The sequence below is a fragment of the Arthrobacter sp. ERGS1:01 genome (assembly GCF_001281315.1).
Lineage (GTDB): Bacteria > Actinomycetota > Actinomycetes > Actinomycetales > Micrococcaceae > Specibacter.
In genome coordinates this window covers 3,671,359-3,694,234 of sequence record NZ_CP012479.1, presented here as the reverse complement: position 1 = coordinate 3,694,234, position 22,876 = coordinate 3,671,359, and the positions used below count along the sequence as shown (strand labels likewise).

At 66.8% G+C, this 22,876-nt stretch carries 21 protein-coding genes and 1 riboswitch; of the genes, 9 read left to right on the top strand and 12 right to left on the bottom strand.

The genetic code is table 11. The features are described from left to right. The first annotated feature begins 78 nt into the window (after positions 1–78). The 4 genes from AL755_RS20665 (at position 79) to AL755_RS20650 (ending at position 4,643) form a co-directional block, all read left to right on the top strand. On the top strand, positions 79–1,473 hold the full coding sequence (locus AL755_RS20665; protein ID WP_082369465.1) for an extracellular solute-binding protein: 1,395 nt from the start codon (positions 79–81) through the stop codon (positions 1,471–1,473). 89 nt (positions 1,474–1,562) lie between these two features. Next, positions 1,563–2,417 carry a carbohydrate ABC transporter permease gene (locus tag AL755_RS20660; RefSeq protein WP_054013225.1) on the top strand — a complete coding sequence of 285 codons (855 nt, stop codon included), beginning with the start codon at positions 1,563–1,565 and terminating at the stop codon, positions 2,415–2,417. Positions 2,418–2,428: 11 nt separating this feature from the next. Continuing rightward, the gene (locus AL755_RS20655) at positions 2,429–3,319 is read left to right on the top strand and encodes a carbohydrate ABC transporter permease (protein ID WP_054012628.1); all 891 of its coding nucleotides are present in this window, start codon (positions 2,429–2,431) and stop codon (positions 3,317–3,319) included. A gap of 55 nt (positions 3,320–3,374) precedes the next feature. Continuing rightward, on the top strand, positions 3,375–4,643 hold the full coding sequence (locus AL755_RS20650; RefSeq protein ID WP_054012627.1) for a glycoside hydrolase family 32 protein: 1,269 nt from the start codon (positions 3,375–3,377) through the stop codon (positions 4,641–4,643). A gap of 30 nt (positions 4,644–4,673) precedes the next feature. Here the strand turns inward: AL755_RS20650 and AL755_RS20645 are convergent, their stop codons facing one another. Next, a complete protein-coding gene (locus AL755_RS20645; RefSeq protein WP_054012626.1) occupies positions 4,674–5,735 on the bottom strand; it encodes a LacI family DNA-binding transcriptional regulator in 1,062 nt (353 codons plus the stop codon). A gap of 257 nt (positions 5,736–5,992) precedes the next feature. Here AL755_RS20645 and AL755_RS20640 point away from each other — a divergent pair, with 257 nt between their 5' ends. Next, entirely contained in the window at positions 5,993–7,525 is a 1,533-nt protein-coding gene (locus tag AL755_RS20640) for a UDP-N-acetylglucosamine 1-carboxyvinyltransferase (protein WP_054012625.1), read from the top strand. Between the two features lie 143 nt (positions 7,526–7,668). Here the strand turns inward: AL755_RS20640 and AL755_RS20635 are convergent, their stop codons facing one another. Genes AL755_RS20635 through AL755_RS20625 form a run of 3 tightly spaced genes read right to left on the bottom strand, consistent with a single transcriptional unit; the run spans position 7,669 to position 9,599 of the window. Continuing rightward, positions 7,669–8,880, bottom strand: a complete 1,212-nt coding sequence (locus AL755_RS20635; protein WP_054012624.1) for an O-succinylhomoserine sulfhydrylase — start codon at positions 8,878–8,880, stop codon at positions 7,669–7,671. A gap of 57 nt (positions 8,881–8,937) precedes the next feature. Then, the gene (locus tag AL755_RS20630; protein WP_054012623.1) at positions 8,938–9,330 is read right to left on the bottom strand and encodes a rhodanese-like domain-containing protein; all 393 of its coding nucleotides are present in this window, start codon (positions 9,328–9,330) and stop codon (positions 8,938–8,940) included. Then, positions 9,327–9,599, bottom strand: coding sequence for a DUF1737 domain-containing protein (locus tag AL755_RS20625; protein WP_192841643.1), 273 nt, complete (start codon positions 9,597–9,599; stop codon positions 9,327–9,329). Before AL755_RS20625 ends, AL755_RS20630 begins: the two co-directional genes overlap by 4 nt. Positions 9,600–9,676: 77 nt before the next feature. Further along, a riboswitch (SAM riboswitch) is annotated at positions 9,677–9,797 on the bottom strand. Between the two features lie 126 nt (positions 9,798–9,923). On the opposite strand from AL755_RS20625, the gene AL755_RS20620 reads away from it, so the two are divergent. Then, the gene (locus tag AL755_RS20620) at positions 9,924–10,589 is read left to right on the top strand and encodes a Pr6Pr family membrane protein (protein ID WP_054012622.1); all 666 of its coding nucleotides are present in this window, start codon (positions 9,924–9,926) and stop codon (positions 10,587–10,589) included. A 14-nt stretch (positions 10,590–10,603) separates the two neighbouring features. Here the strand turns inward: AL755_RS20620 and AL755_RS20615 are convergent, their stop codons facing one another. Beyond that, a complete protein-coding gene (locus tag AL755_RS20615; protein WP_054012621.1) occupies positions 10,604–11,521 on the bottom strand; it encodes an aminodeoxychorismate lyase in 918 nt (305 codons plus the stop codon). 54 nt (positions 11,522–11,575) lie between these two features. Continuing rightward, positions 11,576–12,190 (bottom strand): HdeD family acid-resistance protein, encoded by a 615-nt coding sequence (locus AL755_RS20610; protein WP_054012620.1) that lies wholly within the window; start codon positions 12,188–12,190, stop codon positions 11,576–11,578. 128 nt (positions 12,191–12,318) lie between these two features. Between AL755_RS20610 and cls the strand changes: the two genes are divergently transcribed. Further along, positions 12,319–13,830, top strand: a complete 1,512-nt coding sequence (cls, locus tag AL755_RS20605) for a cardiolipin synthase (RefSeq protein ID WP_082369462.1) — start codon at positions 12,319–12,321, stop codon at positions 13,828–13,830. Positions 13,831–14,324: 494 nt separating this feature from the next. Here cls and pabB read toward each other — a convergent pair whose 3' ends face one another. The 6 genes from pabB to AL755_RS20575 all read right to left on the bottom strand — a co-directional run bounded on the left by pabB (position 14,325) and on the right by AL755_RS20575 (position 20,131). After that, positions 14,325–16,415: an aminodeoxychorismate synthase component I gene (gene pabB / locus AL755_RS20600; RefSeq protein WP_054012619.1), complete on the bottom strand. Its 2,091-nt coding sequence runs from the start codon at positions 16,413–16,415 to the stop codon at positions 14,325–14,327. A 153-nt stretch (positions 16,416–16,568) separates the two neighbouring features. Next, a complete protein-coding gene (locus AL755_RS20595; protein ID WP_054012618.1) occupies positions 16,569–16,898 on the bottom strand; it encodes a hypothetical protein in 330 nt (109 codons plus the stop codon). Positions 16,899–16,926: 28 nt separating this feature from the next. Beyond that, a complete protein-coding gene (locus AL755_RS20590) occupies positions 16,927–17,547 on the bottom strand; it encodes a LysE family transporter (protein WP_054012617.1) in 621 nt (206 codons plus the stop codon). Between the two features lie 128 nt (positions 17,548–17,675). After that, positions 17,676–18,275, bottom strand: coding sequence for a TMEM175 family protein (locus AL755_RS20585; protein WP_054012616.1), 600 nt, complete (start codon positions 18,273–18,275; stop codon positions 17,676–17,678). Between the two features lie 34 nt (positions 18,276–18,309). Next, the gene (locus tag AL755_RS20580) at positions 18,310–19,128 is read right to left on the bottom strand and encodes a methyltransferase domain-containing protein (protein WP_054012615.1); all 819 of its coding nucleotides are present in this window, start codon (positions 19,126–19,128) and stop codon (positions 18,310–18,312) included. Between the two features lie 151 nt (positions 19,129–19,279). Further along, positions 19,280–20,131, bottom strand: a complete 852-nt coding sequence (locus tag AL755_RS20575) for a MerR family transcriptional regulator (protein ID WP_054012614.1) — start codon at positions 20,129–20,131, stop codon at positions 19,280–19,282. A 259-nt stretch (positions 20,132–20,390) separates the two neighbouring features. Here AL755_RS20575 and dnaK point away from each other — a divergent pair, with 259 nt between their 5' ends. Both dnaK and AL755_RS20565 read left to right on the top strand, forming a co-directional pair. After that, positions 20,391–22,250, top strand: coding sequence for a molecular chaperone DnaK (dnaK, locus tag AL755_RS20570; RefSeq protein WP_054012613.1), 1,860 nt, complete (start codon positions 20,391–20,393; stop codon positions 22,248–22,250). A gap of 2 nt (positions 22,251–22,252) precedes the next feature. Then, positions 22,253–22,810: a nucleotide exchange factor GrpE gene (locus AL755_RS20565; RefSeq protein ID WP_054012612.1), complete on the top strand. Its 558-nt coding sequence runs from the start codon at positions 22,253–22,255 to the stop codon at positions 22,808–22,810. The last annotated feature ends 66 nt before the right edge of the window (positions 22,811–22,876 follow it).

Genomic DNA, 22,876 nt, shown 5'->3' with positions numbered 1-22,876 from the left:
AGCTGCATCATGCTTGACACGTGTTAGGTGCGTCTGTCATGCTTCCTAACACGAGTTAGGAAGTTGCGAGGAGGCAACATGAATGACGTATCAAGGCGGGCCATGCTGGGTTTGCTCGGCGTGGGTGCAGTAGGCGCCGTCGCGGCCAGCTGGCCACGGCTGACAGGGGCGGACATTCCCGGGAGGGGTACTGACGCCCTGAACGTGGCCATCCTCGGCAACGCCCAGGACGCCGCCAGCCGGACCAAGCTGGTCCAGGCGTTCAGTGCCGCCAACCCCGGCATCAAGGTGCGCATCCAGGCCATCCAAGGGGCCGACTGGGGTGACTTCTTCGCCAAGATCCTCACCATGGTCGCCGCCGGAACGTCCCCCGACGTGGTGTTGGTGGCCACGGAAGGCGCGCAGCTGTTCGCGGACCGCCTGGCGGAGCCCCTGGACGGCTATGTGAAGCGGGACCGGGCCGATCTGCAGGACTTCTTCGATGACGTCCACCCGTCGCTCGTGGAGGCGTTCATGTACCAGGGCAGCCTGTTCCAACTGCCGTTGGATTTCAACAGCGCCAATATGTACCTGAACACTTCAGCCTTCGCCAAGGCGGGCCTGGCCCGGCCGTCGGACAACTGGACGCACGACGACTTCTACAATTCGCTGACCGCCATGAAGCGGACCAGCGGCAAGCAATTCGTGCCGTACTACTGGACCAACCGCCTCTTTGGCGGCGTGGTGCCGTGGCTGTACGTCAATGACACCAGCTTCCTGAAGGAGACGCGCAGCACCGGCGGCAGCTGGCTCTGGGACTCCTTCTACGCCAAGGACCCCAGCCGCGGCATGCGCTCGGGCGGCTACCAATGGCTGGAACCCAACGCCGAGGACCCCAAGGTGGCCGAGAGCTTCGACTTCCTGCGCAACCTGGTCGCCGAGGGACTGGGCACCAGCCCGGCGCAGGGCGGCGGCAACGAGCTCGTGGCACAGTTCGCCTCCGGCCTGATCGGCACCACCCCGGCCGGCGGCTACTGGGTGGAGGGGCTCAACGAGGCCGGCATGAAGGAGGACGCCTTCGACGTGCAGTTCTTCCCGAAGTGGCGCACCCAACGCCACCAGTTCGGCACCGAGGGCTACGCCATCATGAAGACCTCCACCCGCAAGGACGAGGCCTGGGAATGGATCAAGTTCTGCGCCACCAAGGAGGCCATGGAACTTGCCATGCCCAAGCCGACCACGACGCCGGCCCGGCGCTCCATGGTCAACGAGGCGCTGTACTCGGGCAGGGGGCCGGCGCACTGGCAGGTCTTCTACGACACGCTCGACAAGTTCCCCACCTCCGGCCCCATTCCGGCACCGCCGCAACAGGCCGCCGTCGAAAGCGCGCTCATCAAGAACGTCCTGGGTGCCGTGACAGGCTCCGCCGCCAACATCCGCCCCGCCATGTCCACGCTGCAGCGGGACCTTGAGCTGGCCCTGAGGAGGAACTAATGACCGCCACCACCATCAAGGACACCACGGTGCCCGCCCTGGCACATGCCACGCAGCGCGTGCCGGGCAGGGACAAGGGGCACAGGCGGATGGCCGCACTGTTCCTGGCGCCCACCGTGATCGGCCTTGCCGTCTTCACGCTCATCCCGATCCTTGCGTCCCTGACGCTGGCGTTCTTCCGCTGGGACATCATCAGCCCGCCCCAGTTCGTAGGCGTGGACAACTTCGTCTCGATCAGCCAGGATCCCACCATCAGGACGGCGTTCCTGAACACCCTCGGCTTCGTCGTCGTCGCGGTGTCCTTGCAACTGGCCGTCTCGATCGGGTTGGCCGTGCTGATCCAGTCAAGGATGCCGTCCTGGCTGCGCACCTTCTTCCGGTCGGCATTCTTCTTCCCCCTGGTGCTGTCGGCCTCCAGCGTCTCGATCATCATGAGCTACCTGTTCAACCAGAACTTCGGCCTGGTCAACAAGGTCATCGGCCTGATCGGCATCCCGGCCGTGCCGTGGCTGACCTCGCAGGCCGGCGCCATGGTGGTGATCATCCTGGTCTACGTGTGGCAAAACTTCGGCTTCACGTTCCTGCTGATCATCGGCGGACTCAGCTCCATCCCCACCGAAATGTATGAGGCCTCCTCGATCGATGGCGCCACCGGGTGGAAGCAGTTCAAGAACATCACACTGCCGCTGCTGAGCCCCACGCTGCTGGTGGCCAGCGTCATGGCGATCATCTCGGCCCTGCAGATCTTCGACCAGCCCTACGTCATCACCCGCGGCGGCCCCGGGGACTCCACTCGCACCGCCGTCATGGTCATCTACGAGACGGCCTTCAAGCAGCTCGACTTCGGCCGCGCCTTCGCCATCGGCATCGTGTTGACACTGCTGATCCTGCTGGTCACGGCCATCCAATTCCGCCTTTCCCGACGCTTCGTGCACTACAACTAGGAACACGTGCCATGACTACGATTTCCGTGAAAGAAAGCACCGCGCAAGGGCGCACCACGCCGCCGGCCCCCCGCAGGAAGGTCCGCGCCTCCGGCCGGACCGCAAGCCGCGCCGCCGTCCTGGTGGTCGCCACCTTCCTGACCCTGGGCCCGGTGGTGTGGACGGTGCTGACCTCCATGCGCCCGCCCACCGAGTCCCTGGGCTCCGGCGGCTCCATCTTCTCCGGAGGCCTGGACTTCAGCTCCTACGCCGACGTGTTCAAGCAAGTGAACATGTGGCTGCTGATCTGGAACTCCGCCCTGGTCACGGGCATCATCGCCGTCGGCCAGATGCTCACCTCGGCGCTGGCCGGCTACGTCTTTGCCCGCATCGACTTCAAGGGCCGCGGCGTGCTGTTCAGCATCGTGCTGGCCACCATGATGGTTCCCGTGCAGGTCACGATCGTGCCCGTCTTCATGCTGATCCGCGGCATGGGCCTCTCCGACACCCTGCTCGCGCTGATCCTGCCCGCCCTGCCGACGGCGTTCGGCACGTTCCTGATGCGCCAGTTCTTCATGGGGCTACCGGGCGAGCTGGCCGAGGCCGCCGCGATCGACGGCGCATCCCCCTTGCGCACCTTCCGTTCCGTCTACCTGCCGCTGGCCTGGCCGGGGCTGGCCATCGTGGGGATCCTGGCGTTCAACTTCCACTGGAACGAGTTCTTCCGACCGCTCATCATGACCATCAGCGAGCAAAATTTCACCCTGCCGCTGGGCCTGGTCTCGCTCCAGGGCAACATGGGCACCGGCTCCGTCGCCACCGTCCTGGCCGGCGTGGTGCTGTCCATGATCCCGGCCCTGGTGGTGTTCCTGTTCGGCCAGCGGTACCTGCGCGAAGGCCTCACCGCGGGCATCAACAAATGACCACCCTCGGCTTCGTCCACTACATCAACTGCAGAACCATCAAGGAGAACCGCCTGTGAGCACCATCGACCCCGCCTTCCCGGCCCTGCACGGCCGCCCGGATCAGGGCTGGATCAACGATCCCAACGGCTGCGTCTATGTGGACAGCGTCCACCACGTCTTCTTCCAGTACAACCCGGACGCTCCGGTCCACGGCAACGTCCACTGGGGCCACGCCACCTCCACCGACCTGGTCCGCTGGACACAGCAGCCCATCGCCCTGTTCCCGCGCCAGGGTGCGGCGGATGCGGCGGGCGCCTGGTCCGGCGTCGTCGCCCTGGACGGGGACGTGCCCACGGCCTACTACTCGGGCATCGCCGAGACCGAACACGATTCCCAGGTCATGACGGCCACCTCGGACCGCAACCTCATCGAGTGGAAGCAGGAGCAGCACGGCATCATAGGCATGCCCGAGGAACCGGGCATCGGGGATGTGCGTGATCCGTTCCTGTTCACCTTCGACGGCCGCCAGTACGCCATTCAGGGTGCCGGCTACAAGGACGGCACCCCCCTGATCCTGCTGTACCGCTGCCACACCATGACCGATTGGGAGTACCTGGGCCCGCTGGTCACCGGCGGCTCCGGCGTGGCGGCGGAATGGGCGCCTGCCCAGATCTGGGAATGCCCGCAGTTGTTTGAGGTCGACGGGCAGTGGATCCTGATGCTCTCGCTGTGGAACCGCGACGACCACGCCCTGGATCGCGTCACCTACCTGACGGGCGAGCTCAGCGAGGGCGGCGTCGGGCTGAAGTTCCTGCCCACCGGCGGCGGCCTCGTGGACCACGGCCCGGACTTTTACGCACCCCAGGTGGTGGCCGGAACAGCCGCCGAGCCGCGCACGCTCATGTGGGCCTGGAGCTGGGAAAAATCAAGGTCCGACGCCGACGTCCTCGCCTCGGGCTGGGCCGGCGTGCTGACGTATGCGCGCTCGCTGGCCTTCCGCGACGGCGTGCTGCGCTCGGAGCCCGTCACCGAGGTGAAAACCCTGCGCGCCGGTGTGCTGTTCGGCGGCTTGCCCGACGGCACCGGGTCCTTCAGCGTGCCCGTCGCCGAGCGAGCCTTTGAGGTGGTATCCGGCGGCGGTGCCGAACTCGTGCTGCTGGACGGCGGTGCGGAGACCGTGGTTGCCACCCTCGGAGCGGGCCGGATCCTGGTGGACGGCTCGCTCGTGGAGGCGTTTGTGGACGGTGGCCCGGCCACCACCGTGCGGGCGTATCCCATGGAGACCTCGCACTTTGAAGTGCGGGCAACCGGCGCCGTCACGGTGCACCGGCTGGCACTTTAGCGCCCAATCCGTGGCGGTTTCCGGCTTCGGCTACGTTACCGGGGCCGCCACGGAGCCGCGCATCACCACGGGGCAGGGCAGGAGAAGCTGCGCGGGGCCGCCCTTTGCCGATGCGGCCCGGGCGGCGCCCTTGCTGCGGCCCAGATCCGCGAGCAGGAACTCCATGGCGGCCTCGCCCATCTCCCGGTGGGGCAGGGCGATCGTGGTCAGTCCGGGGACCGTGGTGCGGGCCAGCGGCTCGTCGTCGTCGTAACCCACCAGGCTCACGTCCGCCGGGACCCGCAGGCCCAGGGTGCCGCAGGCAAGCATGGCGCCCACGGCCACCCGGTCGTTGGCGCACACAATGCCCGTGGCGCGGTCCGCCCGCGGCGTGCGGCCGTCGTCGCTGAGCAAGCGGAGGGCCGCGGCGTAGCCGTCGTTGATCTCCCAGCCCGTGGGGATCGCGGCGGGGGCGGGAAGGCCGGCCGCGGACAGGGCCTCGTTGAAGCCCTGCGTGCGCCGGGCCGTCGCCACCAGCTCTCCCGTGCCGGAGAGGTAGGCGATGTCCCGGTGGCCGGCGTCGAGCAGGACCTGGGCCGCGGACCGGCCGCCGGCAACCTCATCGGGAATGATGGAGCGGATGGTCCCGGCCGGGTCGAAGCAGTTGGCCAATACGGCCGGCAGCCCCGCCATGGCCGGGTGGGAGACGTGTTCGCGCAGGCTCATGGCCGCAAAGACAAGTGCGTCGACCTGCCGGTTCACCAGCGTGGTGAAGGCGCTGTCCTCGCGGACCTCCTCGCTCTGGGTGTCGATGACGAGCAGCAGGTAGCCGGCACGGTACGCGGCATTGCTGGCGCCCTGGAGCAGCTTTCCGGCGAAGGGGCCCCCGGCGATGGAGTCGGTGACCACGCCGATCGTGTGGGTCCGTTGCGCCTGCAGGGACCGTGCCACGGCATTGGGTGTGTAGTTCAGCTCCCTGGCCGCGGCAAGGATGCGTTCCTGCTTCTCCTTGGCGATGTTGCCGTCGGCACGGCCGTTGAGGACAAAGCTGACGGCGCTGCGGGAGACGCCCGCGCGATCCGCGACGTCCTGGGAGGTGGCTTTCCGCGTCATTCGGGCTCCTAAATCGTGTGAGGCTAGCGTATCCCACCGCCCTTGCGCAGTTTGTACGGGACGCCACGAAAGCAGTACGGCGCGCGTGATGCGCCCCCGCCGCAAATCGGGGTACCGTGGAGGTGGATGCATCCGTGAATATGACCGGGGAATTGATTTATCGCATCCGGTGGTTAAATTAACCAAATATTGAGGCGAATTGCCCAACACGTCACCATATATCAGCAAAATATGCTTCTCATGATATAAAAGTTGTTATGACTCAAGTGGCTGCAGAAACTGTTGGTGTATTGGTGCGCGACGCCCGGAATGACAAGGGCTGGACGCAGCTGGAACTGGCGGCCCAATTGGGAACCAGCCAAAGCGCCGTCGCCCGCATGGAACAGGGCAAACAAAACCTGAGCCTGAAAATGATCCAGCGCATGGAATCGCTGCTGGGCCGGAGCATCGTCAACGTTGGCGGCATCCCCAAGAACACCGTCACCCACCTGCGCGTCCACGGCGGGCGTGAACTCTCCGGCAGCGTGGAGGTCAACTCCAGCAAGAACGCCGGCGTCGCCCTGCTTTGCGCCAGCCTGATCAACCGCGGCACCACCACGCTGCGCCGGCTGGCCCGCATCGAGGAAGTCAACAGGATCGTTGAGCTGCTCAGCAGCATCGGCGTGGAATGCAAGTGGCTCAACGCCAACGACCTCCAGATCCGCCGCCCCGCCCGCCTTGACCTGGGCGCCATGGACGTCGAGGCCGCCAAGCGCACCCGCTCCGTCATCATGCTGCTGGGCCCGCTGCTCGACGAGCAGGACGTCTACCGTATCCCCTACGCCGGTGGCTGCGACCTGGGCACCCGCACCGTGGAGCCGCACATGCAGGCGCTGCGCGAATTCGGCCTGGCCGTCACCGCCCACGCCGGCTTCTACCAGGTGCAGGCTCCGCAAAGCGATGCCACGGACCGCACCTTCGTGCTGACCGAGCGCGGGGACACGGTCACCGAAAACGCCATCATGGCCGCCGCGCACCGCGAGGGCGTCACCGTGATCCGCAACGCCAGCCCCAACTACATGGTCCAGGACCTCTGCTTCTACCTGCAGGGCCTGGGCGTGCAGGTGGAGGGCATCGGCTCCACCACGCTGACCATCCGCGGCAAGGCCCGGATCGACGTCGACATCGAGTACGCGCCGTCCGAGGACCCCATCGAGGCGATGAGCCTGATCACCGCCGGCATCGTCACCAAGTCCGAGGTCACGGTCAAGCGCGTACCCATCGAGTTCATGGAAATCGAACTGAAGGTCCTGGAGCAGATGGGCTTCCGCTACCTCAAGAGCGCCGAGTACGTGGCTCGCAACGGCAAGACCCGCCTCGTGGACATCACCACGCTGCCGTCCGAGCTGCGCGCCGCCCCGGACAAGATCCACCCCATGCCGTTCCCGGGCCTGAACATCGACAACCTGCCGTTCTTCGCCGTCATCGCCTCCTGCGCCGAGGGCACCACCCTCATCCACGACTGGGTGTACGAGGGCCGCGCCATCTACCTGACGGAACTGAACCGTCTGGGCGCCGGCGTGCGGTTGCTGGATCCGCACCGCATCGACATCACGGGCCCCACCGCCTGGCGCGCGGCCGAGATCGGCTGCCCGCCGGCACTGCGCCCGGCCGCCTGCATCCTGCTGGCCATGCTGGCCGCCAAGGGCACGTCCGAGCTGCGCAACATCTACGTGATCGAGCGCGGCTACGAGGACCTCGCCGAACGTCTGAACACCATTGGCGCGGAGATCGAGTACTTCCAGGACTAAAAAGTACGACGGCGGCCGGTCACCTTTCACCTGAAAGGTGACCGGCCGCCGTCGTTGCTCGAGCTGGTCGAGACTCGGGCGTGCTGGCTCGGCCGGTGATTTCGACACGCTCAATCACCGGCCGGCAAGCCCACCCCGGCCGGCTACAGGCCGGCCAGGGCCTTGCCGAGGTCGGTCCGCAGGTCCTCGAGATCCTCCAGGCCCACGGACAGGCGCAGCACGCCGTCGGAGAGGCCGATCGCGGCCCTGCCCTCGGCGCCCATGGCCCGGTGCGTGGTGGTGGCCGGGTGGGTGATGAGCGACTTTGAATCGCCCAGGTTGTTGGAGATGTCGATGACCTGCAGCGCGTTCAGGAGCGCGAACGCCGCATCCTTGGCCGTGCCGTTGGCGGGTTCGGCCAGTTCAAAGGTCAGCACGGTGCCGCCGGCCTTCATCTGCTTCTTGGCCAGCTCGTACTGCGGGTGGGAGGGCAGCAGCGGGTACTTGACCCAGCGGATCTGCGGCTGCGCCTCCAGGAATTCGCCCAGCGCCAGCGCGTTGGCGCTCGAGTGGGCCACGCGCAGGCTCATGGTCTCCAGGCCCTTCGTGAGCACCCACGCGTTGAAGGAGGACAGCGCCGGACCGGTGTGCCGCATCAGGTTCTTGACGGGACCGTCAATGAACTCCTTGGTGCCCAGGATGGCGCCGCCCAGCACCCGGCCCTGGCCGTCGATGTGCTTGGTCCCGGAGTACACGATCACGTCCGCGCCAAAGTCGCCGCAGCGCTGCAACAGGGGAGTGGCGAACACGTTGTCGGCCACCACCTTGGCGCCGGCCGCATGGGCCAGATCGCACACGGCCTGCAGGTCCACGATCTCCTGCATGGGGTTCGACGGCGACTCGAAGAACACCGCCGTGGTCGGCACGGAAAGCGCCTCGCGCCACTGCTCCAGGTCCGGGCCGTCCACGAACACGGTCTCCACGCCCCAGCGGGGGAGCAGTTCGTTCAGGATCACGAAGCAGGAGCCGAACAGCGACCGGGACGCCACCACGCGGTCCCCGGCGGCCAGCAGCGCGCCGAGGGCAGTGAAGACGGCGGACATGCCCGACGCCGTTGCGAAGCAGGCTTCGGTGCCCTCGAGCAGGCGCAGCCGCTCCTGGAACGTGGCCACCGTGGGGTTGCCATAGCGGGAGTAGACGAAGCGGTCCACCTCGCCCGTGAAGGCCTGCTCGGCGGCCTCGGCGGATTCGTAGACGAAGCCGGAGTTCAGGAACAGGGCCTCGGAGGTCTCCTGGAAGTTGCTGCGGTCCAGCCCGCCCCGGACGGCCTGGGTGTCCTCGGCCCAGCTGGCGGCGTGCTCATTAAAGTTGCTCAAGTGCTTGTGTTTCCTTAGCTTTCGCTGATGGTGGTGTGGAGGGGGCGCCGGCGGGCGTTATTTCCAGGGCAGCTTGCGGTTCTTCCAGCCGTTGACCACGCGGTCGCCGTAGGAGTCCGGGACGCCCTCAAAACCCTCAAGGACGTTGAACGCCGTGTAGCCGGCGGCCGTGGCGGCCTCGGCCGCCGCGATGGACCGGGCGCCGGAGCGGCACAGCACCACCAATGGTTTTTCGGCCGGAACGGCGGCGGCCAATTCCTCAAGGAACGCCGGGTTCGGGGCGCCGGAGGCGAGGTTCCACTGGATGAAGACCGGCTCCGTGCCCAATGCGGATACGTCCGGGACGCCGATGTGCGCCCATTCGCCCTCGGTGCGCACGTCCACCAGCACGGCGCCGTTGGCGAGTTTTTCCCAGGCGGTTTCGGGGGCGAGGTCCCCGGCGTAGCTCACGCGATTCCCTCGCCGTCGAACTCAAGATCGGCATCCAGCGCGTCCACGGCGTCGGCGACGGCGGCGTCGGAGGTGGCCACGGCTGCCGGGAGGATCACGGCCTGCGCGCAGATCACCGAGGTGCCGTTGAACGTGACGGCCGGGTTGCCGTGCAGCACATAGCCCTCGGCGAGGGCGGCGGAGATCCGTTCACAAAAGGAGCGGTCGTCGGGGCCGGTGATGAGCCGGTAGGCCAGGGGGAATCTTCTGCGGACATGTGTACTCCTCAAGTGCAGGCGGACGGCCCTGCAAGCGGGTGCTCGTTCCGTGCCCTCCGCAGCCAACACGGAGGGAGCAAAAGAGGCGCATGTCTCGCTTGCAAGCCGCGGCCGCTGGTCGCCGGGTTTGCCGAGTAGTCACCTGAGGCACCCCGCCGAAAAGAGGGTTGCCGTCCAGCAAGTCAGGGCTTGGCGCTGGAACTCGTTACTCACTTGAAAAATAACACATCCCCAGCGCCCGGCGGGCAACCATGACGGAGAATGTGGCGCAACATGACAGGCTGCATTTACATTTCAAATACGCATTTCGGGTACTCGCAATGGCAGGATGTTGCCATGACAACACGCCGCACCCTTGCCGCCCTGCGATTCCTGCTCGGTGCCGTCACCCTGATCGCCATGGGCACCCAGCTAAGCATCCACATTTCAAATGGTTTCCCGGTGGTGAACTTCTTCAGCTACTTCACGAACCTGGGGAATTTGCTGGCCGCCGTAGTGCTCATGGTGGAGGCCGTGCTGATCTGGCGCGGGAAGGAACTGGGCCCGCTGTGGCAGGTGCTGCGCTGCGTGTCGGTGGTCTGCATGGCCCTGGTGGGGATCGTCTTCAGCGCCCTGCTGCGCAACGTCGACCTCGGCTCGCTGCTGCCGTGGATCAACACGTGGATGCACTACGTGATGCCCATTGCCGTGGTGCTGGACTGGCTGGTCCAGTCCCCGCGCCTGAGGATCCCGCTGAGCCGGCTCGGCGTCGCCGTGGTCTTCCCCCTGGCGTACCTTGCCTACTCGCTGATCCGCGGCGCGGCCATCAACTGGTACGCGTACCCGTTCCTGAACCCGGCCAACGGCGGCTACGGCTCAGTCGCGGTGACCTGCGTGCTCATTGCGGTCGCGTTCATTGCCACCAGCACGGTGCTGATCCTGCTCGGCAACAAGCTCCACCCCCTGGTGCCGCCCGTGACACCCGCCCACTCCGCGCAGCGCCGGAGCGCGGCCGTCTCGTAGCGGGCCTTCGACGCCTAGTGGGTTTGGGCCAGCAGGGCCGCCAGCTCGGCGGTCAGGGCGGCCCTGACACCGGCCGTGCCGATTTCGGCGCCGTCGATCGTAGTGACGGGCGCCAGCAGCCGGATGCTCGAAATAAGCCATACGGCGTCGGCGTCGAGCAGATCCGCCGGCAGCAGCGGTCCGTAGCCCAGCTCCCAGCCGGCGTCCCTGGCTGCGGCAAACAACGCGCCCTGCGTGGTGCCGGGCAGGATCCCGCTGTCCAGGTTCGGCGTGATGAGGCGCTTGACGGGCGTGCCGTCGTCGTCCTTGATGTGCGCCAACAGGACTGACGACGTCGGCCCCTCCAGCACGTGGCCGTCGCTGCTGGTGAAGATGACGTCGTCGGCGCCCTGCTCGTGGGCGTGCCGGAGGGCGGCCATGTTGACGGCGTAGGAGAGCGTCTTGGCGCCCAGCAGGAGCCACGGCGCCCGGGCGGCGACGGTGCTGTCGTAGCCGCGGTCCAGCAGGATCACATCAAGGCCCTTGGCGCGTTGCTCGGCCAGCAGCGCCGGCACGGGCGACGCCTGCACCCACGCGGTGGGGGAGTTGGCACCCTCGGGACCGCGCGTGACGATCAGTTTCAAGATGACGTTGGTGTTGCCGTGCTCGTCCGGTTGCTGCGGCGAGGCGGTTTCAAAGGTGGCCACGGCCGTCGCGATGGCGCGGAGCCAGGCGTCGTCCGCGGGGAGGTCCAGGCTCATGGTGCGCGCGGAGGTGGCGAGCCGGTCAAGGTGCGCCTGGACCTTGCGGGGTGCGCCGTTGACGGCCAGCAGGGATTCAAAGATGCCGTCGCCGCGGGTGACGCCCTGATCGGTGGCCAACAGCACGGGGGCGTCGGCGTCGGCGATGCGCCCATCCGGGCGCGCGGGATCAATAAACACCAAAACAGTCATGCCTTAGAGCTTAGTCCCCACCCGCACCCCCAACCTTGTGCCTCCCCAAGCGCATCAGCCCAGCTGGGTCAGCACGCCGCGGCCAAAGGTGAAGGCGCGCACAAGGCCCAGCAGGCCCAGCACGATCAGCAGGATGGCCGTCATGGTCAGCAGCCACAGGGCCGACCACACCGGGACGGCCAGGATCACGACGCCGGCAATGACGCTGATGGCGCCGAACAGGATGGCCCAGGTGCGGGAAGAGCCTTTGCCGGATTCCACCATGGCCAAAACGCCTTCAATAATCCAGCCAATTCCGATGATGATGACGGTAAAGATGAGCAGCGCCTCGCCGGTGGCCGCGGAATTCTTGATGGCCACAATTCCGGCAATCATCAGGAAAACGCCAAACAAAATGTCGAGGATTCGCAATCCGGCGCTCAAACCGCTGCTAAAGATTCCCAGGCAAAGTTTCACGGCTCCCGTGATGAGGAAGTTCAGTCCCAGGAATACGGCCACTACGGCAAGGGTCTTGGACGGCCACAACAGCAGTACCACGCCCAGGATCAGGGCCACCGCGCCGCTGGCGGCAAAGGCGATCCGCAGCCAGGAGATCGCGGACTTGGTCAGTTTCACCGGGTCCAGCGCAAAAACGTCGAGTGTCGGGCCGGCAGGTTGTGTTGTACTCATGGTTTTCAGTCCCCAAATGGTGCGGTGAATATCGTTAAATCACAGACTATCCGTTGCCCGCCCGGCCCGGAATGTATTTGTGTTTCAAATGTGCACCAGTAAATGCGGCGACGGCACCCGGTAGGCTAATGGCACCCGCAACCACCCTCAAGGAGATCTGCGTGATTTGGACCGCGTTCAGCATTCCCACTTCCAGTGTCTGGCTGTCGGTGGTGATTGCGTTGGTGGACCTGGTCATCCGCGTCGTCGTCTTGGGCGTGATCCCCGGCAACCGGCGCCCCACCACGGCCATGGCGTGGCTGCTGTGCATCTTCTTCCTGCCCTACATCGGCCTGGCCCTGTTCCTGATGTTCGGCAATTTCCGGCTCTCCCGGCGCCGGCGCGAAACCCAGGCCGCCGTCAACGAACGCATCGTCGAGGGAACCCGGGAAATCGCCGCGCAGGTGCCTCCCTACGACGGGCCGTCCTGGGTCAATTCGGCCGTGGAACTCAACCGCAACCTGGGCTTCTTCCCGGCACTTGGCGCCAATTCCGTGCAATTGATCGAGGGCTATCAGGAATCCCTGGACGCCATGGCGGCGGAAATCCGCACCGCCACCGACTACGTCAACGCCGAGTTCTACATCATGAGCTCCGACGCCTGCACCGACAACCTGTTCAAGGAACTCGAGGCCGCGGCTGAACGCGGCGTGCGGGTGCGCGTGCTCTTCGACCACATCGGTTCGATCCGGGTGCCCGGTTACCGGCAGATGATCCGCCGGCTGAAGGCCAGCGAGATCCAATGGCGGCGCATGCTTCCGCTGCTGCCCGTGAAGGGCCAGTGGCGCCGCCCCGACCTGCGCAACCACCGCAAGATCCTCGTCGTCGACGGCCGCGTGGGCTTTACCGGTTCACAAAACGTCATTGAGCCCTGGTACCGGAAGAAGAAGAACCACAAGGTGGGGCGGCAGTGGGTGGAGCTCATGGCCCGGTTGGAGGGTCCCATCGTGGGCACGCTGAACGTCATGTTCGCCACCGACTGGTCCTCCGAGACTGAGGAAAACCTCGAATCCCAGCTGGCCGTGCATCACTGGGACTCGTTCACAGGCGGAGTCCTGTGCCAGGTGGTGCCCAGCGGCCCCGGCTTCGTCACGGAAAACAACCTGCGCCTGTTCAACACGCTGCTGTATTCGGCCGAACGGCGCATCACCATCTCCAGCCCCTACTTCGTGCCCGACGACTCCCTGCTCTACGCGATTACGACGGCGGCCCAGCGCGGGGTCCGCGTGGAATTGTTCGTCTCCGAATCCGGCGACCAGTTCCTGGTCCACCACGCCCAGCGCTCCTACTACGAGGCGCTGCTGAAGGCCGGGGTGCGGATCTTCCTCTACCCCAAGCCGCTGGTGCTGCACGCCAAGCACTTCACGGTCGACGAGGACGTGGCCGTGATCGGCTCCTCCAACATGGACATGCGCAGCTTCTCCCTCAACCTTGAAGTGTCGGTCATGATGATCGACCAGGCCGTCGTCAACGAGATGCACCGCGTCGAGGAACAATACCGTGCCGTCTCCCGCGAACTGCTCCTGGACGAGTGGATCAACCGGCCCGTCCTGGCCCGCTACATCGACAACGTCGCCCGGCTCACCGCCACGCTGCAGTAATCCCCGCCCGGTGGTCGAGCTTGTCGAGACCCCGGCTGGCTCTCGCGAGGTGGGCGGCGCCGAAAACTGATTCCAGTGCCGAGAACTGCATTCATGCGCGGCATGCCGTGCACAGAAGCAGTTTTCGGTGAGGAAATCAGTTCTCGAGAGCCGGTGGAGGCGGTGTTTTCGTAGCCGACGTAAAGGAGACCCTAAGGCCGCCCGCGGCCGTGGGTCGGATAGTCGGCGAGAAAATGCCGGTTCCGGTGGCGGCGATCCACAGCCGGCTGCCACAGGGCGTCGACCGCCGACTCCGGGAAGGCGGAGTCGACGGCAATGGCTCCGCCCACGCCGAGGCAGAGGTGCGTGTCACCGTCGAAATCGATGGTGCACCTCCTGCGGGTTCCAGAGACTGGTCTGAACCGGCGGTGCAGCTCCTGTGACCTTGAGCGTTGCGAGCCCGCAGAAGCTGCACCGCCAATCCGCTGGAGCAGTGGCGGGCCGCAGCCGGACAGCTACTCCGGGAAGGCGGAGCCGAGGGTCGAGAGCACGCCGTAGGCCTTCGCCTGGATTTCCTGCCACTCGGCGTCGTCGTCGGAGTCGGCGGTGATGGCCCCGCCCACGCCGAGGGAGAGGTGCGTGCCGCCGTCGTCGGCGTCGGTGAGGACCAGGGTGCGGATCGTGACGGAAAGGTCCATGGCCGCGTTGAGCGAGAAGTAGCCGATCCCGCCGGAGTAGATGCCGCGCGGCCCCGCCTCCAGCTGGTCGAGGATGGCCATGGTGCTGATCTTGGGGGCGCCCGTCATGGAACCGGCCGGGAACGCGGCGGCCAGGGCTTGCGCGCGGGAACTGCCCGGGGCCAGCTGCGCCTCGATGGTGCTGACCAGCTGGTGCACGGTGGCGTAGCTTTCGATCCGGCACAACCGCGGCACCGTGAGCGTCTCGGGGAGGGCAAAGCGGCTGAGGTCGTTGCGCAGCAGGTCAACGATCATCACGTTTTCCGCCCGGTCCTTCGGCGACGCCGCGAGGTCCGCCATGAGGGCGGCATCCACGGCCGGATCGGCGTCCCGGCGCCGGGTGCCCTTGATCGGCTCGGCCCGCATCAGCCCGGCGGAGTCAATGCGCAGGAACCTCTCGGGGGAGGTGCTGCACACCGCCACGGGCCCGAAACGCAGGAAAGCGGCAAACGGCGCGGGGCTGCGGCGGCGCAGCGCCCGGTAACAATCCCACGCGTCGACGGGCTCGGCCGTGTGCGCCCGAAGCTGCGTGGTCAGGCAGACCTCGTAGGAGTTCCCCTCCCAAATCTCGTTCAGGGCCGCGGCAATCATGGCCTTGTAGCGGGCCTCGCCGTCGAGCACGGTGAACGTCGGAGCCGGAAGCGCGGGCGCCGCCGGGGCCGTCAGTTGGGGCAGCACGTCCCGGACCTGGGCCGTCCATGCGGCGGCCTCGTCCCGGCTCGCCGGGTGGTTGGCCTCGGCCAGCGTGAGCAGGAACAGGCACTTTTCCTGATGGTCGACGACGACGGCCCGGCCGGCAAACAGCAGCGCGGCGGTCGGCGGGGCACCGGGACCGGCGGGCGGTGCCGACACTGCGCCGCCCGTCTCGCCCTTGAGCTCGTAACCCAGCCAGCCAAGCCAGCCCAGCGTGAAGTCGCCCGGGTAGTGCTCGGGTGCGCGCACGGCCTTCCGGCCCCAGACGCTGTCCAGCCAGCGGAAGAACGGGGCGCGGATATGGGTGGTGACCTGCCCTGAGCGCAGCGTGGTCAGGCCCGCGGTGTGGGCGGCCGTGCGGCCAAACCAGCCACCGGCGTCGGCCATGATGGAAAACCGTGACCTGCCCGGCGGCAGATCGGACGCAGCCAACCCGGATTCTGAAGCCTGGCCGCTCGTGTCCGCGATGGAGCTGTCCAGCCACACGGCGTCCGGCGACTCTGCGTACAGGGCGGCGAAAAGTGCCGGCCCGTCCGGATAGGCGTCGACGCGCTCGGCAGAGAATTCCAGGCCGCGGCGGCGGGCCAGCTCCGGCGCCAGCAGGTGTTCCAGGGCCGGCAGCTCGGCCAGCGCCGAGAGGACCAGCTCCGGTGCGGCCGCCACCCCCCGCGAGCCGTCCACCACAATGTCGGGCACGGCCGCCGAGCCGTCGTCGGCAAAAAGCGTCTCCTCCTGCGCCGCCCACCGGTCCCAAAACGGCGCATAGGTGTCGCCGTCGCGGTCCAGGGCGCGCTTCTTCCGGGCGGGGGTCGGTGCGTCCACCCGGATGGTCGCGTCAAGGAAGGGCAGGGCGTCGGGATGGGCGGCACCCACACCCTCCACCAGCACGACGTCGGCCGCGGCGGTGGTGCGGGAGTCGCCGTCGTTCCCGGTGGCCCAATCCCATGCGGTCCATGTGGCGGGCAGGCCGCGGTGCAGAGGCGTCAGGACGGTGTCGACGTAGCGGCGCACGCCGTCGGCCAGGCCGTCCCAGCCGGGGTAGATGTCCTCGAGGTGGAACAGCGCCACGGTGCGGTGGCGGCGCAGCAGGGCGGCCAATTCCAGGGCCACGGTGGTCTTGCCCGCGCCGGAGCGGCCGTCGACGGCGATGATGACGGGCCGCGGAGCGTCAGCCACGCAGGTGGTCCATGGCGCCCGGCGCGATCCGGTGGAGGGAAGTCATGGTGCAATTCTATCGACGGCGGCGGGCCGGCCGCGGCGGTTGCGGATCGGAACGCCGGCAGGAACGCCGGCAGGAACCCCGGCAGGAACCCCGGGATGAACGCCGGTTTAGAACGGCGGGTGGCCGTGGACCTGGATGTACTTGCGGTACCAGGGCAGCCGGATGGCGGCGATCACGATCAGCCACACGCCAAGGCCCGCCGCGACGGCGAAGAGGAGCCAGCCGGTGACGGCCGCTCCGACGTCGGCCGCCGTCAGCAGGGCCGCAACGCCCAGGGCCAGCAGGACCAGCCCGTAGATGAGTGCGCCGAGGGGACGCTTGACGCCGGGCAGGGCCAGGGAGCCGCCGGTGCGCCCGCGGCTCATCCAGGGCATCGGCTCGCGCAGATCGGCCTCGCGTTGGGCGGGTTGCGGCTGTTGGAAGCCGGGAGTCGTCATGGGGAAAGTGTAGCGAGGGCGGGCCGGGTCAGATGAACGCGAGCAGGATGCCCACGCCGATGAACAGCAGGCCAAAGATCCGGTTCAGGATGAGCTGGCCGCGCTCGCTGGTGGTCAGGTGCTTGAGCTGTTTGGCGCCGGCGGCAAAGATGAGCCACATGACGATGATGTCGATGACCACCACGGTGGCCGTCAGGACCACGTATTGCGGCACCAGGGGCCGGTCGGTGCGGATGAACTGCGGCATGAACGCCAGGAAGAACACGATGGCCTTGGGGTTGAGCAGGTTCACCCAAAAGCCGCGTCGGAACATGGAAAAGCCGTGCTCCTGGACGGCCTCGGACTCACCGGCGTCGGGGTGTTCGGCCTTGGCCAGCAGTTTCCGCACGCCCAGGTAGACCAAATAGGCGGCGCCCGCGTATCGGATCAGGTGGAACAGGAACGGCGAGCTGGAGACCAGGATGCCCACGCCGGCCGCCACGATGATGACGTGGATGACAAGGGCCAGCTGTTGGCCGAGGATGCCCCAGATGGAGCGCTTGAATCCGCTGGTCAGCGCGTTGGACATGGTGTTGATGGCGCCCGCGCCGGGGGTCAGGCTGATCATTGCGCCGGCGCCGGCAAGGGCCAGCCATAAGGAGAAATCCACCCGCCAAGCATACGGGGGCGCGGCCGTCCCTTTGAGGTCCAATTCCCGCTTACCGGCCCTTTCCGGGCTTATAGGGTGGCAGGGAACCACCTATGAGCCCGGAAAGCGCCGTTATGCGATCAAACCGCCTACGATGCCGGGCTGCCTGCGGCGCCGTCGCGGATGGCCCGTTCCAGGCGGCGGTCCGGGACCAGCCAGATGGCGGCCACCACGGTGTAGGCGGCCAGGCCAATAAACGGGGACACGAACGTCAGGGCGCAGCCGGCCACGTAGATGAACGGGGAAAGCCGTCCCTTGGTGTTCCTTCCAAGAGCGGTGGCCAGCGGTCCGTCCGGGCCCTGTTGGCGGACGAATCCCGTTTGCAGGATCGTGTACGCGATCGCAGCCAGCATCAGGTTCACGCCGTAGATGAACACCGGGACCATGGCGAAGCCGGATTCGTCCATCCACCGGGTCATGAACGGCACCAGTGACAGCCAAAAAAGCAGGTGCAGATTGGCCCAGAGGATGCCGCCGGTCACCTCGTTGGCCAGCTTGATCATGTGGTGGTGGTTGTTCCAGTAGATGCCGATGTAGATGAAGCTCAGCAGGTAGCTCAGCAGGGTCGGGAAGATGCTCGCCAGTCCCGCCCAATCGGCGGTGGCCGGCGTCTTGAACTCGAGCACCATGATGGTGATGATGATCGCCAGCACGCCGTCGCTGAGTGCTTCAAGCCGGTTCTTGTCCATCCGGGCCTTTCGCCAAATGTTGGAATGTGCGCCCCTAGGCCCGGGCCAGGATCTCCCCGTTGGGCATCAGGAACCAGCCGTCGGCCGCGGCGCCCCATTCCCGCCAGCCCGCGGCAATCCGGGCCAGCGCGGCGGCATCCGCCAAGCCGTAGGACAACGCCTGTTCGGCCAATGCCGACTTTTCCACCCGGTCCGCCCAGATCCCCGAAATCCAGGCGCGCTCGTCCGCCGTCGCGTACAGCCAGTTGGCGCTCGACGGCGACACCTCGGTGAAGCCCGCATCGCGGGCCCAGTGGATCAGCCGGCGGCCGGCGTCGGGCTCGGCCTGGTTGTGCCGGGCCACCTTTTGGTACAGCTCCATCCACTCCGCCATGGCGGGCAGCTCCGGGTACCAGGACATGCCGTGGAAATCGGCGTCGCGCACGGCCACCAGGCCGCCGGGCTTTGCCACCCGGCGCATCTCCCGCAGCGCCGCGACGGGATCGGTCAGGTGTTGGAGCACCTGGTGGGCGTGCACCACGTCAAAGGTGTCGTCCGGGAAGTCGAGGGCGTAGATGTCCCCGGTGTCGAAGCTCAAATTCATCAGGTGCGCTCCGGCGGCCAGGGCGGTTGCGGCGGCCACCACGTCGGGGGACCTGTCCAGGCCCAGCACCTCGCCGGGCGCCACCAGGCGGGCAAAATCGGCCGTGATGGTGCCCGGGCCGGACCCCACATCGAGCACGCGCAGCCCATGGCTCAGGTGGGGGATGAGGTAGGCGGCGGAATTGGCGGCCGTCCGCGCCGCATGCGACCGCAGCACGCTCTCATGATGCCCGTGGGTGTAGACGTCGCCGGAACCGGATTGCTCGCTCATAGAACGGAGCGTACGCCGCCGTCATCCCGTGCGCCACAGCTTCTTGCACCCCGGACGTGGGGGAGGAACGACGGCGGCGCTCGCCGCAGCGCCGCCGGCGCACCTCGCCGTAGCGCCGCCAGCGCACCTCGCGGCGTCCCGGCGTTCGGGGCTACCCCGCCCGGGTCACGGGTTCCTGCAGCTCGGTCACCCACTGGGCCGGGTCCTCGCCCATGCCGTAGTCCAGGTAGAGCTCCCGGTTGTAGCCGGTGGACGCGTAGCCGTTTGCCTCGATCCACTGCGCCAGGGCCTGCACGGACGGCATGACGTCGTCCATGGGGCCCCGGTGGATCAAGGTGGCCGCCTGCTCGATCGCCGGCAGGTCAACGATCGCGAAGGAGGCTTCCGGAGCCGATTCGGTGCCGGCGCCAGGGGAAACAGTGTTCGCGGGGACCGGGAATCCGGCGTGGACCGTGATCCGGCCGTCCTCGAGGGGGTCGTAGTAGGCAACGCCCGGGCCGATCGGGATGACCCCCGCGGCCCGCAGGGCCCCGATCAACCGGTCGAACAGCGGGGTGATGACGGGGGTGATGGACGGCGGCTCAAAGCTGTCGGCGGTGGCGGACAGCTCCGCCAGCCGCACGGCCGGGACGCTCTTGATGGTGACATCGTTCTCGGGCATGACGCCCTCGCTTTCAATGACGTGGAGTCTCGCCTCGACCGCCGCCAGCCGGGCCGAATCGGCGGCCAGCTGCTCCCGGAGCTCGCTGCGGCGCAGCCGCAACATGCCGCGCAACTCGGCCGCGCTCAGGCTCGTGTCCAGGATGGCGGCCACGGTTTCCAGCGTGAAGCCGAGGTCCTTCAGCGCAACGATCCGGTTGAGCCGGGCCAGCTGGGTTGCCTCGTAGAGCCGGTATCCGGTGGTGTCGACGTGGGCCGGGCGCAGCAGTCCGATGCTGTCGTAGTGGTGCAGCATGCGCACGGATACGCGGCCCGCCCTGGCGAAATCTCCTATTTTGAACATGACATCTTCCGTTCTACGGCCTCACACGGTGTCAGGGTCAAGCGTAGGCGCGGAGTGGCTTCCGCAGGCCCACCGGAGTCGTTCCTGTCCGCCCAAAGCGAAAGTTGAGCCTCCTGCGCTCAACTTTGTTTGACTTAAATTCCGGCGTGAGTAGAGTTGAGTGCAGAACGCTCAATACACCGCTGGTTGAGCGAAACGGCCGCGGAGAATGCCGCAGGCCGAACACCTTGAGCAGCGGATACTGAAAGGAAATGCCCTTATGTCACGTGCCGTAGGTATTGACCTCGGAACCACCAACTCGGTTGTATCCGTCCTGGAAGGTGGCGAGCCCACCGTTATCGCCAACGCAGAAGGCGGCCGCACCACGCCGTCCGTCGTGGCGTTCTCCAAGAGCGGTGAGGTCCTGGTCGGCGAAATCGCCAAGCGCCAGGCCGTCAACAACATCGACCGCACCATCGCCTCCGTCAAGCGCCACATGGGCACCGACTGGTCCATCGCGATCGACGACAAGAAGTACACGGCGCAGGAAATCTCCGCCCGCATCCTGATGAAGCTCAAGAACGACGCCGAGGCGTACCTGGGCGAGAAGGTCACCGACGCCGTCGTGACCGTCCCGGCCTACTTCAACGACGCCGAGCGCCAGGCCACGAAGGAAGCCGGCGAGATCGCCGGCCTGAACGTGCTGCGCATCGTCAACGAGCCCACCGCGGCCGCACTGGCCTACGGCCTGGACAAGGGCAAGGAAGACGAACTCATCCTGGTCTTCGACCTCGGTGGCGGAACGTTCGACGTTTCCCTGCTCGAAGTTGGCAAGGACGAGGACGACTTCTCCACGATCCAGGTCCGCGCAACCTACGGCGACAACCGCCTCGGCGGCGACGACTGGGACCAGCGCGTCGTCGACTACCTGCTGAACCAGCTCAAGGTCAAGGGCATCGACCTGTCCAAGGACAAGATCGCCCTGCAGCGCCTGAAGGAAGCAGCCGAGCAGGCCAAGAAGGAACTCTCCTCCTCGTCCTCCACGAACGTTTCCCTGCAGTACCTCTCCGTCACCCCCGACGGCCCGGTGCACCTGGATGAGCAGCTGACCCGCGCCAAGTTCCAGGACCTGACCAAGGACCTGCTCGAGCGCACCAAGAAGCCGTTCAACGACGTCATCAAGGAAGCCGGCATCAAGGTTTCCGACATCGACCACATCGTGCTCGTCGGTGGATCCACCCGCATGCCCGCCGTGACCGAACTGGTCAAGGAACTGGCCGGCGGCAAGGAGCCCAACAAGGGCGTCAACCCGGATGAGGTCGTGGCCGTTGGTGCCGCACTGCAGGCCGGCGTGCTGAAGGGCGAGCGCAAGGACGTTCTGCTCATCGACGTCACCCCGCTGTCCCTGGGCATCGAGACCAAGGGCGGTGTCATGACCAACCTGATCGAGCGCAACACGGCCATCCCCACCAAGCGTTCCGAGACCTTCACCACGGCCGATGACAACCAGCCGTCCGTGGCCATCCAGGTCTTCCAGGGCGAGCGCCAGTTCACCCGCGACAACAAGCCGCTGGGCACGTTCGAGCTGACCGGTATCGCTCCGGCTCCGCGCGGCGTCCCGCAGGTCGAGGTCACCTTCGACATCGACGCCAACGGCATCGTGCACGTGTCCGCCAAGGACAAGGGCACCGGCGTCGAGCAGTCCATGACCATCACCGGCGGCTCCTCGCTGTCCAAGGATGACATTGAGCGCATGGTCCGCGAAGCCGAGGAGCACGCCTCCGAGGACAAGGCCCGCCGCGAGGCAGCCGATCTGCGCAACTCCGCCGAGCAGCTGCAGTACTCGGTCGACAAGATCCTTGCCGACAACGACGACAAGTTGCCCGAGGAGGTCAAGACCGAGGTCAAGGCCGACGTCGACGCCCTCAAGACGGCCCTGGCCGGCGAGGACGACGACGCAGTGAAGACCGCGTTCGAGAAGCTGCAGGCATCGCAGTCCAAGCTGGGCGAAGCCATCTACGCCAACACCTCCGCCGAGGGTGCACCCGCATCCGACGCCGGTGAGGCCACCGATGGTGCGGCCGACGAGGACATCGTCGACGCCGAGATCATCGACGAAGACGCAGACGAGAAGAAGTAACCATGTCTGAGTCCGTAAACCCCGAAGAGGGCGAGCCGGCGGTAGAACCCGCCGAGACCCCCGAAGGCGACGCGCTCTCCCAGGCCGAGGACATCCTCAACGGTGTTGAGGTCCCGGCCGAGGAGGCCGTGGCCCAGGGTGCCGGCGACGACGCTGCCGAGCTGAAGAACGACCTTCTTCGCCTGCAGGCCGAGTACGTCAACTACCGCAAGCGCGTTGAGCGCGACCGGGCAGTGGCCGGCCAGATGGCCGTCATCGGCGTGCTGAACTCGCTGCTTCCGGTCCTCGATGACATTGACGCCGGGCGTACCCACGGCGACATTGTTGAAGGTCCGTTCGCCGCGATCGCCAGCAAGCTCGAAACCGCGCTGACCACCTACGGATTGGAGAAGATCGACGCCACCGGCATCCCGTTCGATCCGACCGTGCACGAGGCGCTGATCCAGCAGCCGTCGGCCGACGTCGAGGTTGACACCGTCAGCCAGGTGCTGCGCAATGGTTACAAGTCCGGCGAGCGTATCCTGCGCGCCGCACAGGTGATCGTCTCCGTACCGGAGTAACACTGCAAACCGGTGGTCGGGCTTGTCGAGACCCTTCGTCTCGACAAGCTCGACACCCGGCTTTAA